Origin of the sequence: Coleofasciculus sp. G1-WW12-02, assembly GCF_040219735.1 — a bacterium.
In the GTDB taxonomy this organism is placed as follows: Bacteria; Cyanobacteriota; Cyanobacteriia; order Cyanobacteriales; family Coleofasciculaceae; genus Coleofasciculus.
In genome coordinates this window covers 1-23328 of the sequence record NZ_JAVJRX010000054.1, presented here as the reverse complement: position 1 = coordinate 23328, position 23328 = coordinate 1, and the positions used below count along the sequence as shown (strand labels likewise).

Genomic DNA, 23328 nt, shown 5'->3' with positions numbered 1-23328 from the left:
AAGGAATCAATAGAGTATCCAATATTTTAGACAGGGATGGGAAAAATACACACGAACCATGCCACTGGTGACAACGATAGCTAAGCCCGATGGTATCATCGGCACCCAAATTCCTTGGATAAAGATCACATAAGAGCAACCATAGAGAACACTGAGCATTCCGGCGACTGCCAAACCCAGCAACAGAGGGGAACGGAAACGCCAACTGATCAGACCTGCCACAACAGACCAAGCGCCAATCCAAACATATTCAGCCCACTGAGACCACCACACCAATAGAGGACGCCCATCCTTAACCGCACTGATAATTTGACTCGTCATCTGGGCTTGCAGAAATACCCCAGCCGCCTCAGGTCGGTTGCTTTGATTGTAAGGAGTTGCATGAATATCGTGAAAGGTTTTATCAACAGTACCAATGAAAACCAGGCGGTCTTTGACCAATTCAGGCGTTAATTTATTCTCATAAAGTACCTCTTCTAACGTATAAGCAGGCGCGATCGCTTCTACTGAACCCATAGCCCGATAATTCAGCAAGATTTGATAACCCCCAGCATCGGTATTCTGATACCCTCCACTATTGCTTTTTAGAGTCGGGAAAACAACCTGACCAATCTGCAAGTCATTGTTTTGAGTCAATTGAGCTGTAATGCCCTCATCTTCTAAGTACCGCAAAGCCATGACTAAACTCAGAGAATTACTGATTTGACATTCAGATTGCTCAGGAGGCGCTAAACCCAAAAGATGACGACGCACAACGCCATCTGGGTCTGGTGTTACATCACTAAACCCGACTCGTTCGGGTAAGGAGTCTACAGGAATATCTGGAGGGGGCGCAATTCCCGGATTATCGGTTGTATCCCCCACCTTACAAACCGTTATTAAACGGTTGTCTTGCCGTAAACGATTGGCTAAATTACGATACTCAGGTTCTACCGGAAAATCGCGATAAAGATCTAAAGCAATAACTCGCGGTTGGTATTGGGCTAACTTTTCCAGGAGTTGAGCCAGTTTAGCATTGGTCAATGATAACCCTTGCCGTTGGGCAGAGGATTGAGCTTGAACATCACGACCTGTAATCGTAATCATCAGCAGGCGTGGGTCAGGACTTTCCTGTTGAGGACGGATTTGCATAAAGTGGTCAAACGCCTTCATTTCCAGAGGCTGTAGCACACCCACCAAACCGACACTCATTGCCATACCTGCACCCGTCAGACTTGCCAACAGTTGAAGACTCCGAGATTTCCAAGATCTGGGTTTTTGGCACTGTCGTTGCTGCTTGTTGAGGTATTGCAGTTCAAAAATCGGAGCTTTGCCAATACCCTTTAAGTAGTGATTGCCACGGGAAACAATGCTTAAGTTGGTAATTCCCGCCTCGTAAATCAAATCTGTTGTCACTTCCGACAGCAGAATTTGTCCCCCATGGGCGAGTGAGGAAACCCGAGCCGCGTAATCAACTTCCTCGCCAATAAAATCATCACCGTCGGGTAAGGGACTCCCCGTATGCATACCAATTCTGACTTGTAAGGAACCCAGGGGAGTGTCAATGGGTTCATGGGTGTGACTAAGTTGCAGCGCCACCGCCCACTGAGCCGCTTGAGACGCATTGGCGAAAACCACAAAGTAAGCGTCACCTTCAGTTTTAACTACACGTCCTCCGTAAGCCACTAAATTCGCTTCAACACGCTGGCGATGGGGTTTGAGAATCGTGTCAAAGTAGAGGCGATTGCGGCTGGTGATGTCATTTCCCTTCAAATATTTTTTGACAGCGGTAGAATTAACGAGGTCTGTGAATACCATGGTTACTACATGGTCAGAGATGATAACGTGTTTATCGATTACGGGTTGCATCACAGATCAATCATTCGCTGTTGAGAAGGTAAGCACGCTTATGAACCCTGGTTTGCTTAACTTACTGTTTACATTACAGTTATCAACAATTTGAAAATGAGACAGGAGTATTAAGTTAAGTAATGATGAAGACTTTGTAAACTGAAGATGAAGACTTTGTAAACTTTTTTAAAATGTCAGGTAAATGTTGAAGGTGAACCCCCATTGCCGCAAGTCTTACTTATAATAGTCCGTCTATTGCACCCAGAGGATAGGGGTCAAGTTGGTGAAAAATTATTGATGGCGAGAGAGTGTGTGTCTAAATCATTTTGGAAATAATTAACCCTGACTGGGTATGCTTTTGATCCCTGTTTTTTTTTTGCCTCCTTTAGGTTGACTAGATCACTGGATAAACTGTATAATGGACTACAGGAAAAGAATTGTTTCCGTTTTTACCGTTTGCTGATTGCCCTATTCTATTGAACAATTTAAAAGGTAAAATCCGCTTATAGATAATAGCAGATATCAGGAAGGGTTTCAAAAAGATAAATAAAAGTAATGAAACTTTGGTAGAGAAATTAATCGATGGTTTCTAGGGAACATCGTATTTAAGCTTATCCTAGTCAACTACAATAAATTGATTTTTGGATAAAAATATCCATTAATAATGTATAGTTTCATGACTAAAATGAGAAATCGGGTAGGATGAAGGTCAAATAATCGCCCCAATGCACTGCTGAAAGGAAATAAACGGCATGAGCGTATCGCCAATAGAGACGTTTCTTAAGAAGTAGAGACGTAGCAGGCGACGCCTCTACTGGAGGGTAAAGCCAACAACTACCGACGTTGTAAACCATGTCCTCTTTCCGAAGTAGGGCTTGCTGCACAACTCCCCCTGCTCCCCCTGCTCCCCCTGCTTCCCCTGCTTCCCCTGCTCCCTCCACCAGACTTATTCAGCAGACCCGAAGTAAAGGCTCCGGCTCCTTGTGAAGGAAGAATCCCCGGAAGCCAGCGCGAAGCGTTTAGTGGCGCGAGGTCAATCCCGAATTTGCACAGGCATAATTAGGTAGGTCATTTTTAAGCCACCCAGAGGCGTGAGAATCACTGGGGTATTCGCCGCATTGATTTGTAGTTGAATATCTGAGGTAGACAGTGCCTTTAAGCCATCGATTAAGTACTTTACATTAAAAGCAATCTCTATACTTTCACCCGTAACTTGTGCTGCTAGGGACTCAGTACCACTACCAACATCTTGAGTGTCCACAGTCAGAGCAATTTTTTGCGCGGACTCGTCAATATCAAACTTGACGATATTATTCTTCTGATCAGCCAATACGGCAATTCGCTCAACTGCACTCAGTAATTGACGCCGATCAATAGCCACCTGGCGTTGAAACTGGCGGGGGATGAGTTGGCGATAAGCCGGATATTGTCCTTCTAACGTCCGACTGGTCAAGCGATGATTACCACCTTGGAAGATAATTTGACCCACCTCAAACCGCAAGGCGACGGTATCGCTGGATTGAGGGAGTCCTAGCATCCGTTCGAGTTCTTTTAAAGTTCTAGCGGGTACGGTTAGTTCAAAGGGCGATAGGGTATCTTCAGAGGTTGGGTTCTCTTCATCCTCTGGGTTTTCTTCACTCGCCGATTTAGTGTTAGGCGTTTCCACGACAGCCAGTCGGTGACCATCCGTCGCCGCAAATTCCAGGTTATCTTCTTGAACCATCAGATGCACCCCAGTCAGCACCTGTTTGGTTTCATCTGCGCTGGTGGCAAATAACGATCCGCGCAATCCTTCAATTAACGCTTCAACCGGGAGTTTAATCACCATCCCCTCTTCGATTTGGGGAAGTTCAGGAAAGTCATCCGGGTTCATTCCCCGCATTTTGTATTGTCCAGATGTTGAGGTTAAGGTGATCAATATGCTTTCGGTTTCAGCATCATTATCCGCTTCGGTGAGGGAATCTTCGAGAGTAATCTCTCCCTCTGGTAAACGGGAAACAATGTCGTTGAACAGTTTAGCTGGGATCGCGATCGCGCCATCTGCTTCGACGTTGGCGTTAAAACTGGTTTGCAGACCTAGACTCAAGTCAAAAGCGGTTAAGCACACTTGCTGATTTTTGGCATCGGCTTTAAGTAAAACATTACCCAGCACCGGATGGGTGGGACGTGAGGGAACCGCCCGACTCACCAGAGAAAGATTGGTATTGAGTTCACCTTGTTTACAAGTTAGTTTCATAGAAGGAATCGTCAATGTTTGGCACAGCTAGAATTCTCGTCAAGGAGAGTCAGGGAGATTTGAGTTAGACCCTAAATGAAGCTAAGGTCGTGGCTCTCTCATCTATCCACCAGGCAACTCTAGCATGGAATTCAGACCTTGGGGAAACTGTGGAAAAACTAGATTCAGAGGATTGCCAATTCCTTAATTGTTCGTGTTTTAGGAATGGAGTCCTTGTGGAAAAGGTTGTGGAAAATTGCGGGAATTTTTCCACAGTGTATTTATACTCACCCCACACCTGACTGGCGCTGTTCCCTGTTCCCCGTGCCCCGTTTCCTTTAATCTTGGCTTTGAGTTTGACTCGCCAAATTAATGCGATCGCTCAATTGACTCAGTTTCTGTGCCACGCTGGGATCGCGTTTTCGTAATTGAGTAATCTTGTCACAGCTATACATAACTGTGGTATGGTCTTTGCCACCAAATTCTTCACCAATTCGGGGTAAGCTCAAATCAGTATGCTGCCGCATCAGATACATAGCAATTTGCCTAGACCAACTGATTTCTCGGCGGCGTGAGTTCCCTTTCAAGTCTTCTACCGAGACATTAAAGGCATCAGCGACGGTTGTCACAATGATCTCCGGTGCGGCTTGTACGGTTGGGGTTCGCGGATTCAAAATCGGTGCAATGTTCTCGACACTCATCGATACTCCCGAAATTGAGATGTAGGCGACGACTCGAATTAATGCCCCTTCTAGTTCGCGAATGTTCGATTTATATTGAGTCGCAATATACTCGACCACAGATCGCGGCAAACGGATGTTTTCGTATTCTGCCTTTTTTTGCAAAATTGCCATCCGGGTTTCCAAGTCAGGAGGCTGAATATCGGCGATTAACCCCATTGAAAAGCGAGAACACAGCCGTTCCTGTAAGCGACTAATCTGATTCGGTGGGCGATCGGATGCCAAGACAATTTGTTTACCCGCTTCATGTAAGGTATTGAACGTGTGGAAAAATTCTTCCTGAGTATATTCTTTTCCTTCAATAAACTGAATATCATCCACCAACAGCACCTCAGCCGCTCGATAGTGTTCCCGGAAACTTTGCATACTATCTTTGCGGATGGCGGCAATCAGGTCATTGGTAAAGTGTTCAGTAGACACATAAAATATCTTAGAACTCGGAGAATTCTCCCACCGAAAATGCGCGATCGCTTGCATTAAGTGAGTTTTCCCCAAACCGACGCCCCCACATAAAAACAGGGGATTAAACTCCCGTCCTGGTGATTCGGCTACAGCCAAAGCCGCCGCATGAGCCATCCGATTATTTGAACCAACCACGAAGCGAGAAAACACGTATTTCTGATTTAACTCTGTGGGTTTAGGACGTTGATGGGATGGACGCTCTGCATCGGGGTTAGTGGTAACCGGAAGAGACCAGGAAATGCCTGTATCACTGATTGTCGCATTGTCGCTGTTGGGACTCACGGTGAGGTAAATGTCCACAGGTTGTCCCAGAATCTCCCGTACCACATCAGTGATTGTTTTGATGTAATACTTTTGCAACCAATTTCTGGCAAAGGGATTGGGGGTACAAACCACTAAGCAATTCTGGTCTAGCTGCTGAGCGGTTGTTCCCTTGAGCCAGGTTTCAAAGGTGGGTCGGCTGAGTTGGAGTTGTAATCGCTCCAATACCTGTATCCAGAGCTGTTCGGGGGACATTTCCACGGGCATTCCTTTAGTAATTGTTTCTTGTTCTCCTCATTCGAGCTATGGGCAAGATATCCCGGCGCACTATTATTTATATAGATAGCGTTTTACAACTGAGTGCGGTATATTATTTAATCCCACCGGGCTAGAGAAGCCGAAGACAGCGTTGACATCCTCCTCTTTTTTGTGAAGTTCACCCCATTATGACCCAATCCTTACAACTCGCTCAGTTAGGCAATCCTATCTTGCGCCAGCTAGCCCGACCCATCGATAATGTTCACGACGAACCTATTCAACGGCTTATTCAGGCTCTCAAGGCAAAGGCTGTAGCCGCCAACGGTGTGGGTATTGCTGCACCTCAAGTTTCTCAATCCTGCCGTTTGTTTATCGTAGCGTCTCGTCCCAATCCCCGGTATCCGAATGCCCCGACGATGGAACCGACAGCGATGATCAATCCGCAGCTTGTGGCTCACTCGGATGAGATGGTCAAAGATTGGGAAGGTTGCTTAAGTATTCCCGGTATTCGAGGTTTAGTGCCGAGGTATCAGGCAATTGAGGTAGAGTACACCAATCAACAGGGTAAGCCGCAGCGACAACAGTTCACCGATTTTGTGGCGAGAATCGTTCAGCATGAATATGATCATCTCAATGGTATTGTGTTTCTAGACCGCGTGGAGAGTACCCAAAACCTAATCAAAGAGCAAGACTATCATGGCTGAAACTGAGAACCCCTGCGTTTTAACCAGGGGATGAAAGTTTTGCTCAGGTTTTAACCTGACGTTTTATGGTGTTATTTTTTGCTCAATGATATACAATAGAAAGTAATAAAGGGGGTGATCGAAACTGTATCGAACTATCCCGATTAAACCTAAGTTTACGGATGAAGAAAAAGCGTACTGGATAGATCAATGCCAAAATGCCAATAGTCTAATTAATTGTGCAATTTATCACACCAGGCAGACTCATTATCAGTGGAGGGAAAAACAGCCCAACGCTCTTGCTTTTTATTGGCTCGGCGATGAGTTTCGGTGTGGCTGGAAGCTTTACAGGTGTCGCACGACTTACCCAGAGTTAGACAGGCAGCTCAAGCTTAACCCACATTATAAGGCGCTAGCCGCTCAATCTGCACAGCAAACACTGAAATCTGTAGGCGAGTCAATCAAAAGTTACAACGGCTTGGTTAACGCCTATTATCAGGGAGATGTTAATCGTCCATCGTTACCTGGCTACAGAAAAAAAGGCGGCTTGGCGGCGGTAACTTTTCCCAGACAAGCTCTAACCTACAAAGATGGCTGTTTGAGCCCATCCATTAGCAAAGAATCCAAGCCTGAACTAATCACTCAGATTGAGTTACCATTGCCGGAGTTTATTGATTCAGATTGGGTCAAAGAAGTAACGGTTCGTCCTTGCGGGCGTGAGTTTTGGATTGACTGGGTAATAGATGATGGGAAGGAACCCATTAAGGTTAATCCAAGCCTAGATTACTCTCAAGCCTGGGGATTTGACCACGGTGGCACCAATTGGTTAACTGGGGTATCAACTCAGGGGAAGAGTCTGATCATTGATGGGCGCAAGCTCAAATCAATGAATCAGGGGTATTGCAGATTGGTTGCCAAGTACAAACAGAATAAGTCCGAATTCTACTGGGATGACAACCTAGACCGGGTGCAGCGCAAGCGAAATAGCCAGATGCGGGACGCCATCAATAAGGCAGCACGATTCATCGTTAATCGGTGCTTGGCTGACGGGATCGGTAATCTGGTTATCGGCTGGAACGAGGGGATCAAAAACAGTCCCCAGATGGGTAAACGTGGGAACCAAAACTTCATGCCCATCCCCACAGGCAGACTGATTGAACGTCTCAAGCAGCTTTGCACAGAATATGGGATTGTATTAACCCTGACCGAGGAGGCGCATACAAGCCAAGCATCATTCTTAGATGGTGATTCATTACCGAAGCACGGTGAAAAACCCGTAGGATGGACGCCATCGGGGACGAGAGTGAAACGTGGTTTGTATAGAGCATCTAGCGGTCAGTTAATCAATGCTGACTGTAATGGGGCAGCAAACATAATCAAAAAAGTAGCCACACAGTTAGGAATAGACCTAGCCAAGGTGGGTAGAGGTAGTTTGGCACTACCGAAACGATATGACCTGTTTACTAATTTGAAACGATCATATCGTGAGAAATGTGAAGCGACAGCTTGAAAGACTGTCGCTTCACATCAGCTCAGAATCCTCTCTCTTTTAAGGAGAGGAGATGTCAACAACAGCGGATTGGGAACAAACATAGCAGCCAAGGCTAGAGTCATTGCACAATAGAAGCAGTTCCTAACGCTTGTTCCCTAGACCATGCCTACTGTACTCGCGGATACTCAAAATTTAATTGCAGACCTGATCGCTCGCTATCGCTCTCGCGTGGATTACTTAGCGATTCGCTTAGAAGAATCCGAAGGAACCAGCATTATGGTGCGGGGCAATAAGGTAGAAACCTTGAGTGAAGGGCTTTCTATTGGTGGACAGGTGCGAGCATGTTATAAAGGCGGTTGGGGCTTTGCCAGTTTCAACCAACTCTCTAGCCTTAAGGATCGATTGGAAGAAGCGATTAGCGCCGCCCGAATTGTCGGGGATGGAGAAACCCTACTTGCCCCGATTCCGATCGTGCAAGATACTCGCCAACTCCCCCTAACCGGGACTGATCCCCGGATGATTCCCCTAAAGGAGAAAAAAGCCCTGTGCGATCGCTATAACCAATTGCTCAAAAGCTTTGACCCCCAGATTACAACAACCTCTGTGCGCTACTGTGATAATAACCAACGGATCATTATTGCCACGTCCGAAGGCACTCTGATTGAGCAATCTTGGGCAGATCTAGAAATGCGTTTCTCGGCTACCGCCCGTAAGGATGAGATTGTACAGACGGGACGAGAAACCACCGGATCTCGCAATGGCTACGAAGATCTCACTGATCTTGACATTCAAGTGCAGGGTGCGGCGCAACGGGCGGTCAATGCTTTGTCTCTGTCACCCGTTCGGGGAGGGGTTTACACTGTCGTTATTGATCCCATCCTCTCTGGTTTATTTGTTCATGAAGCCTTCGGGCATCTTTCAGAAGCGGATATGGCGTATGAAAACCCCGATTTGTTGGAAGTCATGAGCAAAGGGCGTCGCTTTGGTCCACCGGATTTGCAAATCTTCGACGGTGCCGCCCCAGAGGGACATCGGGGTAGCTATTGCTACGATGATGAAGGAACATCGGCAACAACGACTCAACTGATTAAAGATGGCATTTTAGTGGGACGTCTACATTCCCGTGAAACTGCAGGCAAGTTAGGCGAAGCCCCTACGGGAAATGCCCGTTGTCTAAACTACCACTATCCGCCCATTGTCCGTATGACCAATACCTGGATTGAACGCGGCAAAACCCCGGTGCAGGATTTAGTCCGAGGGATTCGCGAAGGGGTTTATGCCCGCAACTGGTTAGGGGGTATGACAAATGGGGAAATGTTCACCTTTAGCGCTGGTGAAGCCTGGATGATTCGCGAGGGACAGATTGCTGAACCGGTGCGGGATGTGACTTTATCCGGTAATGTGTTTAAAACCTTAGGCGATATCGAAGCGATCGGTGATGACTTCTATTGGGATGAGTCAGGCGGTTGTGGAAAAGGGGGACAGAGTGGCTTACCGGTAGGGTGTGGGGGTCCTTCTTTACGGATTCGCAATGTTGTCGTAGGGGGTAGCCAGTAGCTTTTTCAAGTCATTTGTCCGTTGTCTACTGTCCTTTTATCATGGGTAATAGACAACGGGCAGCAGACAGGTGATATACTGGGGTCGCTATTGGCGATAAATGTGTAATCCTTGATAGATAGGCTGATCAGGTGAACCATTTAACTACGGCTCAAGAAGAGCAACTTAGAAATATAGGAACCTATTTACGAAACTGTAGAGAAGAACAGGAGAAATCAATTGAGGAAATTGCTCTCAAAACATTTATCTCCTTACGCTCGTTGAGAGCGCTAGAAGCTGGACGGTGTGAGGAGTTACCTGAACCTGTCTTTGTTCAGGGGTTTATTCGGCGGTATGCTGAGACGCTAAACTTAGACAGCACCACGTTAATTCAAAGCTTTGCCACCGAGGTTGTATCGCCACCCTCTGATTCTCCTGACTCTCAAGCCGAAATTTCTGAGTCCGCCCGGATTTCGCGATCGCGTCAACCTTTTCTACTCTACATTGGCATTGGTGGGATAGTCGCGATCGGCGGATTGGTGTATCTGCTCAACCAAGTCTTCAAACCCCAACCCTCTATACCCGCTCAAGAGTCTGTGACAATTGAGCAACAGCTTAATCCCAACCAACCCGTCGTCACCTCAACCCCTGCGCCGACTGTCTCTGATCCCACTTTCCCGGTTCAAATTACAGTAGAAACGAAAGGGGAATCCTGGGTGCGAGTTAGCGTTGATGGTAAAACTGAGTTTGAGGGAATCTTAACTGAGGACGATTCTCCCAAAAGTTGGAACGCTAAAAATGAATTAACTATCCGATCCGGAAATGCGGGGGCGGTATGGGTATCGTTAAATCAGAAAACAGCGAAACCATTGGGAGAGATGGGTGAAGTAAAAGATGTAACCTTTACTCCAACACAGGATTGGTAATGCTCATGTTGGCAAAAGCTCCATCAACGCTGATTGCTGAAAGCCATGACTACCAAGTATTTGGACGCTTAGAAATTGATAGAAACTCCTAAAATAGGGGGCTGTGCCATACTAATGGTGATAAATTTTCCGGTTACCAACTCAAGCCGGGACAATTTGTTCCCTGTTCCCTGTTCCCTTTCCTAACCAAAATGTCCCGCCTTAGACTAATAGCAAATAAATGAGCTATGGCGGTTGCTATATAAATCGTCTAACTCGTTCTGTTTGATTCACAGTTCAGCAAGAGTAAAGTTTTGCAACAAATATTGGTTTGTATCGCTAATTTCGCGGTTCAATTCTGAGTAAGTCGTGAAGGTTTGTAATCGATATCCCTACGATTACCAGAAAATAATGTTGACGATAATGCTGAGAACTCTATAGGGAATAAGCATTTCAGAAAAAATTCGTGTTTTGGTTCCCCAAACTTATTTAGCAAAACTCAGGGTGAAACTGCATAAGTCCCTTTGAGTCAGAGATAGAGTCGATTGGGAACAGACAGTCCAAAGAATTCAAGTTTCCCAACCCAAGGTTGCTAAAAATACCCAGTTGCTCAACTCGGTACAATTTTAGGCTGGAATAATTAGATTTCGTCTCTACAGCATGACTGATAAGGAACACTATACAAGCCAACTCTATTGAGGGTTAAAATTATGTCTACTAATGATTTGTTTCCAGAACTCAATATCGCCTCATTTAATCTGAATAGTCTCGTTGAAGGTACAGATTACCTATCCGGTCAAGTGATTGTCAAGCTCAAGCCAAGAATTGAGTCAACCCAGATTAAAACCTTGCAAGAAACTCTACAAGCCTCGGTACTCGAATCAACGAATACGTTAGGCACGCAACTTTGGCAACTGAATGGATTGAGTGTTGCCCAAGCGATTGCTACCTACAGTAATCATCCGCTAATTGAATATATTGAACCGAATTATACAATTAGTCTGAATACTACAATTCCCAATGATTCAGATTTCAACCAACTTTGGGGGTTAAATAATACCGGACAAACGGGTGGTATCCCAGATGCGGATATCGACGCGCCAGAAGCGTGGGATAGTGCCACAGGAAATAATGTGGTGATAGGAGTCATTGACACGGGGGTGGATTATACTCACCCAGATTTAAATGACAATATGTGGACAAATCCTGGAGAAATTCCTGGCGATGGTATTGATAATGATAGCAATGGTTACGTTGATGATTACTACGGCTGGGACTTTGCCAATAATGATTGTGATCCTTGGGATGATCAAGGACATGGTACTCATGTCGCTGGTACAATTGCCGCTAAGGGCAATAATAATAGTGGGGTGATTGGGGTTGCTCCCTATGCCAAAATAATGGCACTCAAGTGGATAAATGCCAACGGTGGTGGAGATACATTCGATGCGATTCAGGCAGTAGAATATGCCACAATAATGGGCGTTAACCTGACGAATAATAGTTGGCACATTCCTTCATACTCTCAAGGATTATACGACGCGATCGCGGCAGCAGGTCAAGCCGGACAGTTATTTATTTCCTCAGCAGGTAACGGCGGCTTTGATGGTATTGGCGATAATAACGATGTTACTCCCCATTACCCCTCTAACTATGACCTGGATAATATTATTTGTGTCGCCGCTACTGATGATTGCGATAATTTGGCGTCGTTTTCCAATTATGGCGTCACTTCTGTTGATTTAGGCGCACCAGGGGTAGATATTTACAGTACCATTCCGGGGGGAGGATACGGTAGCAAAAATGGAACCTCTATGGCAACTCCCCATGTCTCTGGGGTAGCGGCGTTAATTTGGTCACAAAATCCCGAATTAAGTGCTTCGGAGGTAAAAAATCAGATTTTAAGTACCGTTGATCCGATTTCATCATTGCAGGGAAATACAGTAACCGGTGGACGATTAAATGCTAATAATGCCTTGACTCCAACGACACCGCCACCCTCTCCTTTAGGAGAGATTCACGGGAGTAAATGGAATGATATTGATGGGGATAGTATATGGGATGCGAATGAACCAGGTTTAAGCGGTTGGACTATTTATTTAGATCAGAATCAGAATAGTCAATTGGATGCGGGTGAAGTTTCGACAATTACTGATATTAACGGTAATTATTCGTTCACTGGACTAACGGCTGATACTTACACCGTAGCTGAGGTATTACTACCCGGTTGGCAACAAACCGTTCCGGGTTCAGATATGTCATTTAAATTGGTAGCAGGTACAGGAAGTGGAATTAACCAATACAGCTTAGTTGAATTACAAACTGATCCAGTGGCGGAGATTCTTATAGGTAAGTCTAATTTCTATACTGGCTTAGATGTTGATCCAACCAGTGGATTGCTTTATGGTGCTAGTTCTTCCTTGCGAATTATTGATCCAACGGATGGTTCTTATACCACTATTGGCACAATTCATAGTGCTACCAATAGTTCTATCTTGATGAGAAGTATTACTTTTTCTCCAGACGGAACTTTGTATGGGAACGCAACTAGCACGAATATTCTCTACACTATCGACCCAGCAACTGCTTTTGCCACTCAAGTAGGTACAATTTCTCATACTACTTGGGGGATCGATTTTGCTCCCGATGGCACACTTTACGGTTCCTGGTTTGATCTCGTGAAAATTGACCCAGCAACAGGAAATATATTATCTACAGTTGGTTCATTTGGAAGCTCGGTGTATGAAATTGATTTTGCTCCAGATGGTTTCATATACGGCGTTAACGACATCTACAGTAAGCTTTACAAAATCGATCCATCGAATGCTTCAAAAACTCTGATTGGCATCTATGAATCAGACACTGAAAGTGTCGCGTCTATCCCATCTACCAGTAACCTTATCCCTGGAACTCACACCATTAACCTGAGTTCTGGAGAAATCATCACCAATATTAACTTTGGCAACCAACAAATCGAGGATTTATCGCCCCAACTTAACTTCAGCTTTGAAACCGGAGACTTTACCGATTGGAACAGTATTGGTGATGCGACAATCCAAACCGCTACTATTGGCAGTACGCCTACAGATGGAACATTCCAGGCTTTAATAACAAATGGTCAAGGTTCCGTTAGTGATAGTAATTTGGAAACCTTCCTGGGATTGAATTCAGGTGACTTAGACAATCTGGGTAATGGGGATGCGATTGAAGGTTCTGCCCTCAAACTCACACCGATTACCGTCAAAGAGGGAGATATTGTAAGTTTTGACTGGAACTTTATTACCAATGAGCAAACTCCCAGTAACTATAACGATTTTGGTTTTATTTCCATCAGTTCCACCCTTTTATCCGAACTGACAGATACCAACCAGCAATTTAATCGGTTTACGGGTTCCTTTGGCAAGCAGACTAATTACGGCACATTCGATTATCAGTTTACCCAAGCCGGAACTTATACCATCGGTTTGGGATTAGTCGATGCCGATGATAGTAGTGTTGATTCGGGACTTCTCGTTGATAATTTCCAAATCACCCTTGATCCTTTCTTCAACTTTGGCTTTGAAAATGGGGACTTTACCAACTGGACGACAATTGGTAATACCACAATTGAAACCAATTCTATTGGTAGTAATCCCACCGATGGGAATTACCAAGCTTTCATTACTAATGGTGTGGGTTCGGTGAGTGATACCGATATGGAACAGTTTTTTGGTTTAACTGCTGGCGCGTTAGATAATTTTGGTAACGGTGATGTTATTGAAGGTTCTGGCTTACAGTTTCAACCGATAAAAGTTCAGGCGGGGGACAGTATTAGCTTTGACTGGAACTTGATTACTAATGAAGAAAATTCCAGCAGTTTCAGTGATTTTGGCTTTGTTTCCATTACATCAGGTGTCTTATCCGAACTAGCGGATACGAGTAGTAATTTTAGCCGTTTCACGGGTTCCTTTGGTTCTCAAACTGGCTATGGCACATTTACCCATCAGTTTACTGAATCGGGTATATTTACCATTGGCGTGGGTTTAATGGATGCAGGGGATGATTACGTGGATTCAGGACTGCTGATTGATAACTTCTCATTCACATCTAATAGTGGGACAAATCTGGGATTATCGATTCCCAATGGAACCGTTGAAGCGGTTATCTCATATACGATTCAAGGGACTCCAGAGAATGACAAATTAGTCAGTTCTAATCAACAGGATGAATTCATCTTCGCGGATGCTGGTAATGATACCGTGATTGGCAGTTTGGGTGATGATGTAATTTATGGTGCAGAGGGTGATGATATCCTACGAGGTGACTTGAATAAGGGTTGCTTAAGTGGTGCGATCGCGGGTGATGATATCCTCTATGGTGGCACCGGCAATGACAAACTGTATGGAAAAGGTGGGAATGACCAACTTTTCGGTGAAGAGGGTAATGATAAAATCTGGGGTGATGATGGCGATGATTTACTCTGGGGAGGTTTGGGTCATGACCAGTTAATTGGGGGTCAAGGTTATGATACGTTTGTCTTAGCTGTTGGTGAAGGAACAGACAAAATTCGCGATTTCCACATTGCTGAGGATTTGTTAGGCTTGTCTGGTGAACTGACGTTTGATCAGTTGTCGATTTCTCAACATGGGAAGAATACCTGGATTGATTTTAATGATGAAACCTTAGCGGTTTTGACGGGTGTAAATGCGAGTACCTTGACGGCTGATGCATCTGTCTTGATCTAACAAAATGCCAACAATTTGAATCAGGGCGGGTTTTGTGGAGGCGTTACTGGTGACAATGTTCACGAAGTTACTAAACCCGCCCCTACAAGGATTACAGGTGTTTAAAGGTTGGTGTCAGGGAAGCGATCGCATCCATGATAGCCTAATCGTATTGGCATTTCGGGTCTTTTTCTTTTCACCGGATCAAGATAAGGCATTTTCAGTTAACTGTTCCGGTGAATACTCGGACGTCGAGCCAGTTATTTAGGTTGAGAAAAATAGAATTATGTGTATTGCTTATTACCATTCCTTGCTAAAGCCTGATCGACTTGTTGCAACAGAAATTTGCGAGTGGAGGAATTATCTAAAACCACATCAGCACGCGCCACTTTTTCGGCTAAAGGAAGCTGACTATCCAGCCGAGATTGAGTTTGTTCAACAGATAAGCGATCGCGTTCTCGAATTCGCTGGATTTGTTGTTCCTGGGGACAATGGACAACCCAGATTTCTGTCACTAAGTCCGTCATATTGGCTTCAAACAATAAGGGTATCACTAAAACCACAGTCGGAGACTCTAAGGTATTTACTTGAGACTTAATGCGATCGCGCACGTAGGGATGGATCTGTTGTTCTAACCACTGGCGTTCCCCTGGGTGCGGGAAAACTATCTCCCCTAAGCGTTTGCGGTTCAGTGTGCCATCAGGCAATTGTACATCAGAACCGTAGCGGGCAATAATCCGGTTCAAAATCGGTGAACCGGGCTGCACGGCGTCTCTGGCGTAGATATCCGCATCTAAAATAGGAAGCTGATAGGTATCGGCAAGATAATTAGAAACCGTCGTTTTGCCTGTGCCAATCCCTCCGGTTAACCCAATAATCCGATTCAAGATTGATTCACTCAAGGCTAGAGTAAGCTATCACAATAAGTATAAGTTGAAGCCGTAAAGGACGCCAGAATGCTGACCCAAGTACCAGTTACTGATATTATCCGCAAACAACGGGATTTTTTCGCCACTTTACAAACCAAGGATGTCAAGTGGCGCATGGAACAGCTAAAACGACTCAAACAAGCCGTTGTTGATGATCAAGAGGCGATTATCAATGCAGTCAAAGCTGATTTAGGGCGCCCGGAGTTTGAAGCCTATTTTGAAATCGCGGCGATTACGGAAATTAATTACGCCATCAAGCACCTAAAATCTTGGGTTAAACCGAAAAAGGTGGCTGTCGGATTAGAACAATTCCCCGCCTCGGCTAAGATTTATCCTGAACCCTTGGGTGTGGTGCTGATTATCTCCCCCTGGAATTACCCGTTCCAGTTATTAATTTCTCCCTTAGTCGGCGCGATCGCAGCGGGAAACTGTGCGATACTCAAACCCTCGGAAATCTCTACCCATACCTCAGCCGCGATCGCCAACCTGATCCACAAAACCTTTGACCCGGCTTATATCGCCCTTGTCGAAGGTGACGCCGATACCAGTAAAGCACTTTTGGCTGAAAAATTTGACCATATCTTTTTTACCGGGGGAACCGCGATCGGCAAAATAGTCATGGAAGCCGCCGCGAAACATCTGACGCCTGTCACGTTAGAGTTAGGCGGTAAAAGTCCCTGTATTGTCGATGCGGATACTGATCTCAAAGACACGGCTAAACGGATTACTTGGGGAAAATATCTGAATGCGGGACAAACCTGTATCGCCCCAGACTACCTGTTGGTTGATCGCCGAATTAAGTCAGACCTATTGACAGAAGTGCAAAAATGTGTTACAGACTTTTATGGTCAGGAAACTGAGAAAAGTCCGGACTATGCGCGAATTATTAGTCACCGACATTTTGATCGGCTGGTTTCTATGTTGAAGGACGGAGAAATTGTCATTGGCGGACAAACTCGACCAGAAGATAAGTATATCGCACCAACTGTGATTGATGGAGTTTCTTGGGACTCACCGATCATGGAAGAAGAAATCTTTGGTCCGATTTTACCTGTTTTAGAGTATAGCAATTTCAATGACGCGATCGCGCAGATTAATGCTCGCCCTAAACCCTTAGCCCTCTACCTATTTTCCAAAGATAAACACAAACAGCAACAAGTTTTGCAGCAAACCTCGTCCGGTGGCGTCTGTCTCAATGACACCGTGATGCAATTTGGAGTGACAACCTTACCTTTTGGTGGTGTTGGCGATAGTGGAATGGGGAACTATCACGGCAAAGCCAGTTTTGATACATTTTCTCACTTTAAGAGTGTATTGAAAAAGGGATTTTGGTTCGATTTAAATTGGCGGTATCCACCTTACAATAGCAAGTTGTCATTGTTTAAGCGAATCATTGGCTAGCTTAAAACTCAAAACCCAATCGGGGTGGGTTTAGTCACATTTTGCTGGCTGAGGTAAGAAACAATCATAGTAAAACCCGCCCTTACACAGACGCCATCCCCGATGAGAAAGCGAGTTGGGTCAAAACCTTTTTATTCCTCATCCTAATCATCCTAATACCATTTCCTTCTATAATTGGCTAACACTATCAACGGCATTATCAATTATTTTGGGGATAGCACTACGCCGAAAAAGTTATTATGTATACGCGCCTAAAAACTCTAGCATCTATTGGTTTATTGGTTAGCAGCTTGTCGCCACTCATGGATAGTGCTGTGGCACAAACCGCTGGTATTGTGGTTAATACAACTGCCGATGATATCAACGCTGGTGATGGCAATTGCACCCTGCGCGAAGCGATTAACAACGCCAACAGGAATAGGGATACTACAAACGGCGATTGTAGGACAGGTTCTCCCCATCCTACCATTGATGTGATCGCGTTCAATATTCAATCAATTCAACCCAGCATTATCCTCAATTCCCCATTACCAACTCTAACAGAGGCGGTGGTTATTGATGGAACATCTCAACCCGGTTTCCAAACTACCGCAACTCATTCCCTAACTTGTCCCAACCCAATGGGCGTTCCTCTTCCAGCTCAAAGAATAACAATTAGTCGTCCTGTAATTGAGTTAAACGGTGCGGCGGCGGGTAAAGTAAGTGGTATTACCATTGATGCGGAGCAGGTTATCATAAGAGGACTGGTAATTAATCGGTTTCAACGTTCTGGTATCGAAATCTTAAATAACTCCAGCCACATTATCATTGACAGCAATTATATTGGTACGGATATCAGTGGCACAGTCGCCCTTGGTAATAACCGAGGTGTGGTGATTGAGGCGGGAAACACCACAAATCCCAATAATACTATCATTAAAAACAATGTTATTTCTGGGAATCAATTTTTAGGCATCCTCCTTAACGGTGATGCCAATGCCGATCAGCAAGGCAATACTATTGTAAATAATTTTATTGGTACTGATTATACAGGTAAAGAGGTATTGGGTAATACCACTGAAAAAGGGGGTCATGGTGTAGTGATTGGGAATGGCAATTTTGCCGCTTTAGATTCTCGATATCCTGCCCAAAACCATACTATTCGAGGTAATGTCATCGCCGGAAGCCACACGACAAATGTCTGGCTTTCCAATTATGCCAGCAACAATTTAGTTGAATGTAATTATATTGGTACTGATTATACCGGAACCGTCGCTTTAGGTAATTGTATTGATGGTTTTCTGATTGGTGGAACCCGCTCTGATGCACCTTCACGCCTGAACAAGGTACGCTATAATTTAATTTCCGGGAATGCTCGCTGCCAAGGAAATACAGAAGCCAATCTGACCCTGCAATGGGGGGCAATTGAAAATACCATTGAAAATAATTTAATTGGCACAGACATTACAGGCACAGTGGCATTAAGTCCTATCTTAAGCACGGATGGTATTGGCATTAAGAAGCCCGCGAACCAAATTCGCAATAATGTTATCGGCGGGAATCGTCGCCACGGAATTCATATCTACCGAGGATTTGGTACACAGCCCTGGGACAACCGGATTGAAAATAATTATATTGGCATCAATCCCAGGGGAATTAATATCGCCAATGGGGGTGATGGAATTGCCATATTTTCTAATATTTACACTCCCGGTACTGTATTACCGCTGATGGATGTTTTGATTCAGGGAACGCGGATCACAGGGAATGCGATCGCGAATAATGGTTATAATGGAATTCGTTTAGAAGCAAGGGGGGATGAAGCAGGGTTTAATGCCTCTATTACTAACACCCAAATTTTAAATAACATAATCCACCATAATGGAGCTAATGGCATTCAAATTACGACGAGGGAAACCGTTCCTGGGGGAATGGCTGACGCAATTGATAATTTGATCCAAAGGAATAGTTTGTTTGACAATAAAGACTTAGGAATTAGTTTGAGCCAAAATCGTTCAACATCTCACGATGTCTTTTTGAATGGGGAGACAGGGCGTCCTTTATCAACGTCTGTACCGATTGATAACGATGCTTTAGATTTAGACTCTGGCTCAAATCAACTCCAAAATTATCCCACTCTCTTAGGCGCAGAGGTAAAAAACAATAACATTGAAATTCAAGGAATACTGGTTAGCAATCCTAATAGCCAATTCACCTTAGAATTTTTTGCCAATAGAAGTGCTGATCTATCCAATTATGGTGAAGGTGAAGTTCCTTTAGGGTCAATATCTGTAACGACAGATAACCGTGGAGAAGCTTCATTCACTGCCGTTTTATCTGCTAAAGTCGTGGGACAATCGATAACCGCAACTGCCACTGACTTCAGTGGGAACACATCCGAATTTTCTCGCCGTATTCAAATAAAATTAATGCAAGAAGGCAGAAATAAATGAACAGCTAACATCTCCCGCAGCTCCCTCTGCTCCCCCTGCTTCATCGTATCTACGAAGCTGCTCAAGTATTTCCATGCCCGCCGCAGTAATGTCTGTCAACTGCTGATCTTCCTGGTTTTCCAAGTCTCGTTACAGGCTGTTGGTGCGATCTCGCATCCGGCTTTCCAGGCTTCGCCTCATACCGAGTTGCATTCATGACAAACTAATATATGGATCGATTGTTGTCTATAGGGGAAGCCGCCGCCGTAAAAGGAGTGTCGATAGATACCTTGAGGCGATGGGAGAAAGAAGGCAAAATCCAGTCAGATCGAGAACGACAAGCCTTAGTCTTGGAAGCTTATTGCCTAGTTGACGCAGAGTGAGAAATCTTTGTATAATACACAAAGCAAAGATTTCTCACTGTCAGTGAGCCAAGCCGAGTCCCGCACTTATGTCACCACAACAACCAACCGATGGGCGGTTGCATTTTTGAATGACGCTGCGACACTCGGCTATGATGCCAAGATTGAGTGCTTAAAATTGCTACTGGGACAAGACCCCCCAAGTAAGTCAAAGCTCAATACTCAACTACAGCAGAATCATGACATCAACAAGCGACAGGCGAATAGCATCATCGCTTACGTTGAAGGTGCGATAAAGTCTGCGTCGGAGTGCCGTAGTAATCACTTAGAATTGCTGCAAGGTAAACTCAAACACACAACAGAAGTTATTGGCAAGTTAGAAAAGAAAATTACTTGGCACCGCAAATATTTACAAGCCGTAGAACAGGTGAACCGGGGGAAAAAGAAGAAAATTCCCAAGTCCCTCAAGCCTATGTATCCAGATGCTTGTCCAATGCGGTGCGCCCATCATTTAACCTTATACAGGCAAGCCCAGGTTAAACTCCATCAGAAGAAACGGTACGCCCACAAGTTAAAGCTTTATATTGCCCACATCAAGGCATCTTCCCTGCACGTAAACCTGGGCAACAAATATACCGTGGAGATGGTTGGCTCTAAGGATGAATCCTACGGAAATCAGATTTGCCAGTTAGATTTGATTGGCAAGGAACTTCATATTCGAGTTCCATATCACTTGTCCAAGCGATATGGAAAATATATTCAGTTTCCTATCCGTTTACCCAAGCATGGAACCGATAATCTAGCAACAGCTTGGTACAACAGGCAAGCCTTAACCTATCGATTCATCCAAAAAAGTTTAACGGAGTGGGAAATCCATCTCACCTTTGATGTCAACCCCGCTCCCAGAATAACTGCTCCCATTCATTGGGGAGCCATCGGTGTAGACCTCAATCCGAGCTGCATCGGTTGGGCAATGGCTGATAAGGACGGAAATCTGGGTGGCTTTGGTCAATTCAAGGTTAATATCCACTCTCAACCCCAAGGACGTACTGAGGCTATCTTAATTGATGTCATTACTCAACTTACCAATTTAGCCTTAGAGCATAAGCGTCCCATTGTTGTTGAAAGGCTTGACTTTAGCGACAAGAAAAAACGGTTGCGTGAACTAAATGTTCGGCACAAGCGTATGTTGAGTAACTTTGCTTACTCTAAATTTCGGGTCTTCCGTACTTAGTATGCTAAATTGTTAGTTTTATTAATCCGAATATTGGACAGCAAGAGCTTTAGCCATTTCTTCCCATATTTCAAGTCCTTTTGATGGACTTAGGCGCTACAGTCCTTGTATGTTAAGCTTTATAAGTCCTCAAAGCTGATAGTTTAGCATACTAAGTCCGGAAGAACCGGAAAAGTCGGTGAAAATCCGACAGGAAGTCGTTAGTACCGCATGACGGCCTATCTTGCATATATTTGCATAGATATTTTTTAGCGGTTAGGAACGGTGTCTAATGCAGTAACATAAAAGCTATGGGGGATAACCCTTTACCGAAATGATCGGAAATAATGGGTCTCAAGCCCCGTCCTTCTAGGGCGGCTTTTTCTCCGAATAAAGCCATCCCACGCTCCGTAAGATAATAGGCACTTCACCCTTGTGGCATGAAATCAAGGTATCAGTATCGAATCTATCCCACACCAGGTCAGCGTCAATCCTTGGCGCGGCTGTTTAGGTGCGTGCGGGTAGTCTGGAATGATGCTTTGGCTTTGTGTAAGCACTCAGAGAAGTTGCCCAAGAATATAGTGAGCTACAGAAGGTTCGTATTACTCAAGCAAAGAAAACTCAACCTAGGGAATGGTTAACCCAAGGAGGATGTCAAGTTTGCCAAATGTTATGTAACTACGAGAGGGAATACTGTGTCTCACACTATTGTTACGGAAACCTGTGAAGGGGTTTCAGATTGCGTTGATGCTTGTCCAGTTGCTTGCATTCACCCAGGTCCTGGCAAAAATGTCAAGGGGACAGACTGGTATTGGATTGATTTCGATACCTGCATAGATTGTGGTATATGTTTACAGGTATGTCCCGTAGAAGGCGCGATCGTTCCGGAAGAGCGACCGGAGTTACAGAAAACACCCCAATAAATTAGGGTCTGCTGAATAAGTGGTGGGTGAAGGAAGCAGGGGAAGCAGGGGAAGCAGGGGGTTAAAACAGATAGCTCATTTGGTATTATTAGCTCATTTGACACTCCCCCGGTTAAAAACGCGGGGGATTCTTCGCTCATCCAACCACCTTAGAGTATTGATTCTCATCAATACACGCATAGGGCGAGTTGTCCCGAAGCGTTTATCCAGTATTCCTGGAATGTTCCTGTATGCCCTACAGTACGAAGTGCTTCCTTGAGTATGTTTATCGCGGCATTCCAATCACGGTCTAAAATAAACCCGCATTTACATTTGTGGGTTCGTGTTGAAAGCGTTTTCTTTACAACACAGCCGCAGTTGGAACAGTTTTGAGAGGTGTAGTGAGGCTTAACGGCAACCGTTGCTACACCAAATACTTTGCCAAAATACTCAAGAGTGCGCCTAAATTCAGACCAAGCTGCATCACTAATTGATTTAGCTAGGTGATGATTCTTGACCATATTCCGCACTTGCAAGTCTTCATAAGCTACCAAGTCGTTAGACCGGACTACGCACAATGCAGTCTTTACCGCAAAGTCTTTACGCTGCCTACTGACTTTCAAATGCTTTTTGGCTAACTTTTGCTTAGCCTTTTTGTAGTTGTTAGATTGTGGTTGACCTTTCTTAAACTTCTTGGATACTCGTTTTTGAAGTCGTTTCAGTGCTTGGTCTGACTTTCTCAAGAATCTCGGATTGTCAACTGTCTGACCATCTGAGTCGGTATAAAAATGGTTTAAACCAACATCTAACCCTACGTTGTGACCTGTCGGAGTCCTATCTTCAGTCCTGTCATGGTCAATACAGAATTGGGCATAGTATCCATCGGCACGGCGTACTACCCTAACTCGCTTTATCTGAGTTAGTTGATAGTAGTTTAAGTCGCGAGTACCGTAGAGCTTGAATTCTCCGGCTTTAAATCCATCGGTGAATGTGATTGAGTCACGATTCTCTGATAGTTTCCAGCC

The 23328-nt window shown here is 44.7% G+C and carries 15 protein-coding genes and 2 pseudogenes; 12 read left to right on the top strand and 5 right to left on the bottom strand.

The window, feature by feature from the left end; all coding sequences use genetic code 11:
* Nucleotides 1-6: 6 nt before the first annotated feature.
* From RID09_RS09850 to dnaA, 3 genes are all read right to left on the bottom strand, one after another.
* The gene (locus RID09_RS09850) at nt 7-1797 is read right to left on the bottom strand and encodes a CHASE2 domain-containing protein (protein WP_446335766.1); all 1791 of its coding nucleotides are present in this window, start codon (nt 1795-1797) and stop codon (nt 7-9) included.
* Nucleotides 1798-2863: 1066 nt separating this feature from the next.
* A complete protein-coding gene (dnaN, locus tag RID09_RS09845) occupies nt 2864-4066 on the bottom strand; it encodes a DNA polymerase III subunit beta (RefSeq protein WP_446335765.1) in 1203 nt (400 codons plus the stop codon).
* A 317-nt stretch (nt 4067-4383) separates the two neighbouring features.
* Nucleotides 4384-5763 (bottom strand): chromosomal replication initiator protein DnaA, encoded by a 1380-nt coding sequence (dnaA, locus tag RID09_RS09840; RefSeq protein ID WP_446335764.1) that lies wholly within the window; start codon nt 5761-5763, stop codon nt 4384-4386.
* A 191-nt stretch (nt 5764-5954) separates the two neighbouring features.
* Here dnaA and def point away from each other — a divergent pair, with 191 nt between their 5' ends.
* From def to RID09_RS09810, 6 genes are all read left to right on the top strand, one after another.
* Nucleotides 5955-6470 (top strand): peptide deformylase, encoded by a 516-nt coding sequence (gene def, locus RID09_RS09835; RefSeq protein ID WP_446335763.1) that lies wholly within the window; start codon nt 5955-5957, stop codon nt 6468-6470.
* Nucleotides 6471-6594: 124 nt separating this feature from the next.
* Complete coding sequence (locus RID09_RS09830; RefSeq protein WP_446335775.1) at nt 6595-7959, top strand: RNA-guided endonuclease InsQ/TnpB family protein; 1365 nt, start codon at nt 6595-6597, stop codon at nt 7957-7959.
* Between the two features lie 144 nt (nt 7960-8103).
* The gene (locus tag RID09_RS09825; RefSeq protein WP_446335762.1) at nt 8104-9498 is read left to right on the top strand and encodes a TldD/PmbA family protein; all 1395 of its coding nucleotides are present in this window, start codon (nt 8104-8106) and stop codon (nt 9496-9498) included.
* Between the two features lie 131 nt (nt 9499-9629).
* Complete coding sequence (locus tag RID09_RS09820; protein WP_446335761.1) at nt 9630-10403, top strand: helix-turn-helix domain-containing protein; 774 nt, start codon at nt 9630-9632, stop codon at nt 10401-10403.
* 689 nt (nt 10404-11092) lie between these two features.
* Complete coding sequence (locus tag RID09_RS09815) at nt 11093-15106, top strand: S8 family serine peptidase (protein ID WP_446335760.1); 4014 nt, start codon at nt 11093-11095, stop codon at nt 15104-15106.
* Nucleotides 15107-15155: 49 nt separating this feature from the next.
* Nucleotides 15156-15353: a hypothetical protein gene (locus tag RID09_RS09810; RefSeq protein ID WP_446335759.1), complete on the top strand. Its 198-nt coding sequence runs from the start codon at nt 15156-15158 to the stop codon at nt 15351-15353.
* 16 nt (nt 15354-15369) lie between these two features.
* On the opposite strand, the gene coaE is transcribed toward RID09_RS09810, so the two are convergent.
* Entirely contained in the window at nt 15370-15975 is a 606-nt protein-coding gene (coaE, locus tag RID09_RS09805; protein WP_446335774.1) for a dephospho-CoA kinase, read from the bottom strand.
* Between the two features lie 66 nt (nt 15976-16041).
* On the opposite strand from coaE, the gene RID09_RS09800 reads away from it, so the two are divergent.
* The 6 genes and pseudogenes from RID09_RS09800 to RID09_RS09775 all read left to right on the top strand — a co-directional run bounded on the left by RID09_RS09800 (nt 16042) and on the right by RID09_RS09775 (nt 22324).
* A complete protein-coding gene (locus RID09_RS09800; RefSeq protein ID WP_446335758.1) occupies nt 16042-17415 on the top strand; it encodes an aldehyde dehydrogenase in 1374 nt (457 codons plus the stop codon).
* Between the two features lie 239 nt (nt 17416-17654).
* The gene (locus RID09_RS09795; protein WP_446335757.1) at nt 17655-19847 is read left to right on the top strand and encodes a right-handed parallel beta-helix repeat-containing protein; all 2193 of its coding nucleotides are present in this window, start codon (nt 17655-17657) and stop codon (nt 19845-19847) included.
* Nucleotides 19848-20056: 209 nt separating this feature from the next.
* A pseudogene (locus RID09_RS09790) lies at nt 20057-20158 on the top strand (MerR family DNA-binding transcriptional regulator); the annotation flags it as partial.
* Nucleotides 20159-20216: 58 nt separating this feature from the next.
* Nucleotides 20217-21422 carry a hypothetical protein gene (locus RID09_RS09785; protein WP_446335756.1) on the top strand — a complete coding sequence of 402 codons (1206 nt, stop codon included), beginning with the start codon at nt 20217-20219 and terminating at the stop codon, nt 21420-21422.
* Between the two features lie 419 nt (nt 21423-21841).
* Nucleotides 21842-22047 (top strand): annotated as a pseudogene (locus tag RID09_RS09780) (helix-turn-helix domain-containing protein); the annotation flags it as partial.
* Between the two features lie 49 nt (nt 22048-22096).
* Nucleotides 22097-22324 (top strand): indolepyruvate ferredoxin oxidoreductase subunit alpha, encoded by a 228-nt coding sequence (locus RID09_RS09775; protein WP_446335755.1) that lies wholly within the window; start codon nt 22097-22099, stop codon nt 22322-22324.
* 167 nt (nt 22325-22491) lie between these two features.
* Here the strand turns inward: RID09_RS09775 and RID09_RS09770 are convergent.
* The coding region (locus RID09_RS09770; protein WP_446335754.1) for an RNA-guided endonuclease InsQ/TnpB family protein at nt 22492-23328 on the bottom strand (837 nt) is incomplete at its 5' end.